We start from the raw sequence: 3550 nt of genomic DNA, 5'->3' as shown, positions 1-3550 counted from the left end.
CGCTGCTGCGGGTCCGTGAGGGCTGGCCGGGCTTTTTGACAGGGCGTCCTGCCCTGTCAAAAAGGCGAGGACTTCCTGTCCTCGCCCCCTGCGGGGCCTTTTCGTCCAGCCCTCACCGCCGGCGCCAAGGGGACCCGAAGATCAAAAGCCAAGATCAAGATCAAGATCAAGAGCAACGGCAAAAGCCAGAGCGAAAGCAAAAGCTCGCACGCCAGGCGGTGGGCGCTTTTGGAGAACAGGCATAAAAAAAGCCGCGTGTTTTGCACGCGGCTTTCGAGCGATGGATTTGCCTGGCTGCTTAACGGCCGCGCTTCGGCTTCAGCAGCGTGCCGATGCACTTCGGCGAGCCGCACAGGCACATCCATACCTTCTTCAGGCGGGCGGTGTGCGGGACGTCGAGGATGATGCCGTAGTCGTAGGTCAGCTCTTCGCCGGGCTTGATGTTGCGGATGGCTTCGATGAAGACCTTGTCCTTGCGCGGGTCGCCGTTCTCGGCTTCCAGCACCAGCGCCTGGCAGTTGGGGGTGCAGCTGTGGTTGATCCAGCGGGCGGTGTTGCCTTTGCGGTTGGCGTCGAGCAGGTAGTCGTCGTTGAGGGTGAACAGGAAGGTGTGGCCGGTTTCGCCGCCGTCGCCGTACATCACGTCGGCTTCCTGGTGGGTCATCAGCGTGCCCTTGTACTCGACGATCTCCTCGCCCTTCTTGATCGGCGCGGTGGCGAACACGCCATTGCCGTGGATGGGGGAGCGGCGCGCGATGAAACGACGGGACATGCGGAGGACCTGGTTCGGGGGAAACGGGGATGATGCCTTGTTCCGTGTGACGGTGGAATCGCCAGGGCGCGGGAAGCTGCGCATGTGGTGGTTTTTCGCGGTTCGGCGGGTTCGATCTTCCGGCCCCTGGCGTCCCTCCCCCCTCTCGTGGTTAGAATCGCCATTCAAACGATCGTTTGGAGTGGCCATGTTGCGTCGGCTGTACCGCCTGATCCCCCTGCTGCTGTTGCTGGGCCTGGCTTCCTTGGGGATGGTCGCTTGCGGCCCGCCGCGCAAGAGCGTGTTTCCGCCCACCATCAGCATCCAGGAGATGACGGTGCGGCCCGACGGGCAGTGGCAGCTCACCGTGCGCATCCAGAACAACAGCTACGGCGGCATGAATTTCCGCTCGATCGACGGTGAGCTGAAGCTGGCCGAGCTGGTACCGGTGCGGCTGCACGCGAAGTTCGACCTGGATATCCCCGCCTTCGCCGGCGACATCACCCGCGTCAACCTGCTGCCCACGCCGGAAATGAGCCAGGCGCTCGCCGCCGCGGCGGCCAAGGGCAGCGGCGGCTCGGTGCCGTATGGCGTGGTCGGCCGCGCCAGCGCCAAGCCGGAGCAGGAAGACCAGCCCCGCGATTTCGAATTCCACGGCAACGACTGGCTCTCGCCGGTGCCGGGCATCGCCAACACCTGGCGCTGAACACGCGCCGCTCTCCGCAAACATCTCTTCATCGCATTCCAGGCAGGAAATCGCACATGACCATCTACAAAGCCCCCCTCGACGATCTGCGCTTCGCCCTCTACGACGTGCTGAACGCGGAAGCCACCCTGACCAAGCTGCAGGGCGGCGAAGGCCATACGCGCGACCTGCTCGACGCGGTGCTGGAAGAAGCCGGCCGCCTGAGCGAGGCGCTGCTGGCGCCGTTCAACGCCAGCGGCGACGAGGAAGGCTGCAAGTACGACAAGGCCGCCCAGACGGTGACTACGCCCAAGGGCTTCAAGGAAGCCTTCAAGGCCTTCGCCGAGGGCGGCTGGACCGGCCTGACCCAGGCCGAGCACTTCGGCGGCCAGGCCCTGCCCAATACGGTCGGCACCGCCACCACCGAGATCTTCCAGGCCGGCAACCTGTCGTGGAGCCTGTATCCGCTGCTGTCCGAAGGCGCCTGCCACGCGATGGAACTGCACGGCACCGAGGAACAGCAGAACACCTACCTCAAGCCGATCGTCGAAGGCCGCTGGACCGGCACCATGTGCCTGACCGAACCGCAGGCCGGCTCCGACCTCGGCCTGCTGAAGACGCGCGCGGAACCGGGCGACAACGGCAGCTACAAGATCACCGGTACCAAGATCTTCATCAGCGCCGGCGAACACGACCTGGCCGAAAACATCATCCACCTGGTGCTGGCCCGCCTGCCCGACGCACCGGCCGGCAGCCGCGGCATCTCGATGTTCATCGTGCCGAAGTTCAAGCTCAATGCAGACGGTTCGCTCGGCGCGCGCAACACCGTCGTGGCCAGCAATATCGAACACAAGATGGGCCTGCGCGGCTCGGCCACCTGCGTGATGAATTTCGACGCCGCCGAGGGTTACCTGATCGGCCAGCCGCACAAGGGCCTGGCCGCGATGTTCACCATGATGAATGCCGCGCGCCTGGGCGTCGGCGTGCAGGGCCTGGCACTGGCCGAGCGCGCGCTGCAGAACAGCGCCAACTACGCGCGCGAACGCCTGCAGGGCCGCGCGCTGTCGGGCCCGAAATTCCCCGACAAGGCCGCCGACAACCTGCTGGTGCAGCCGGACGTGCGCCGCATGCTGCTGACCCAGCGCGCCATCGTCGAAGGCTCGCGCGCCCTGCTGCTGTACACCTCGGTGCAGACCGACGTGGAAGCACGCGCCACCGACGAAGCCACGCGCAAGAACGCCAGCGAGCTGGTCGCCTTCCTGATCCCGATCGCCAAGGGCCTGGTCACCGAACTGGCGCAGGAATCGACCAAGGAAGCGCTGCAGGTCTACGGCGGCCACGGCTACATCGTGGAGAGCGGCGTGGAGCAGTTCGTGCGCGACGCCCGCATCATCACCCTCTACGAAGGCACCACCGGCATCCAGGCCGCCGACCTGCTCGGCCGCAAGATCCTCCAGCTGCAAGGCGCCGGCTTCAAGCTGTTCCTGCAGGAAATCCAGGCCTTCTGCCAGCAACACGCCAAAGACCCCGCCCTGCTCCCGCTGATCGCCCCCCTGGCCAAAACCGCCAAGGAATGGGCCGACCTCACCCTGGCCCTGGCCGCACGCGTGCAGGGCAATCCGGAGGAACTCGGCGCCGCCGCGATCGATTACCTGTACTACTCCGGCTACGCCACCCTCGCCTACGTATGGGCCCGCAGCGTCGCCGCCGCCAACACCAGCAGCCAATCCGAAGCCTTCAAACAGGCCAAGCGCGACACCGCAGCGTTCTACTTCGCCCGCATGCTCCCCCGCTGCCTGACGCACAAGGCCGCGATCGAAGCCGGCGTGGGAACCCTGCCCGCCATCGCCTGATCGCAACACCACCGAAAAAAAGAAACCCGGCCATTGACCGGGTTTCTTTTTTCCACGAGAGCGAGGGCAAAGCCCGACGCTCCGTGTGCTTCTGACGTTGCTCTTGATCTCTGCTTTTGATCTTCGGGTCCCCTTGGCGCCGGCGGTGAGGGCTGGACGAAAAGGCCCCGCAGGGGGCGAGGACAGGAAGTCCTCGCCTTTTTGACAGGGCAGGACGCCCTGTCAAAAAGCCCGGCCAGCCCTCACGGACCCGCAGCAGCG

At 65.5% G+C, this 3550-nt stretch carries 3 protein-coding genes; 2 read left to right on the top strand and 1 reads right to left on the bottom strand.

Translation table 11 applies throughout. From position 1 onward, the window contains the following. Positions 1-298: 298 nt before the first annotated feature. Complete coding sequence (locus AB4083_RS22810) at positions 299-772, bottom strand: SET domain-containing protein (protein ID WP_441610789.1); 474 nt, start codon at positions 770-772, stop codon at positions 299-301. 187 nt (positions 773-959) lie between these two features. Here AB4083_RS22810 and AB4083_RS22805 point away from each other — a divergent pair, with 187 nt between their 5' ends. After that, positions 960-1457, top strand: a complete 498-nt coding sequence (locus tag AB4083_RS22805) for a hypothetical protein (protein ID WP_441610788.1) — start codon at positions 960-962, stop codon at positions 1455-1457. A 56-nt stretch (positions 1458-1513) separates the two neighbouring features. Next, the gene (locus AB4083_RS22800; protein ID WP_441610787.1) at positions 1514-3289 is read left to right on the top strand and encodes an acyl-CoA dehydrogenase C-terminal domain-containing protein; all 1776 of its coding nucleotides are present in this window, start codon (positions 1514-1516) and stop codon (positions 3287-3289) included. Positions 3290-3550 lie beyond the last annotated feature (261 nt).

This window comes from Dyella sp. 2RAB6, from assembly GCF_052115385.1.
Classification (GTDB): domain Bacteria; phylum Pseudomonadota; class Gammaproteobacteria; order Xanthomonadales; family Rhodanobacteraceae; genus Dyella_D.
The sequence above is the reverse complement of the archived record's forward strand: the minus strand, read 5'-3'. Positions and strand labels throughout refer to the sequence as shown.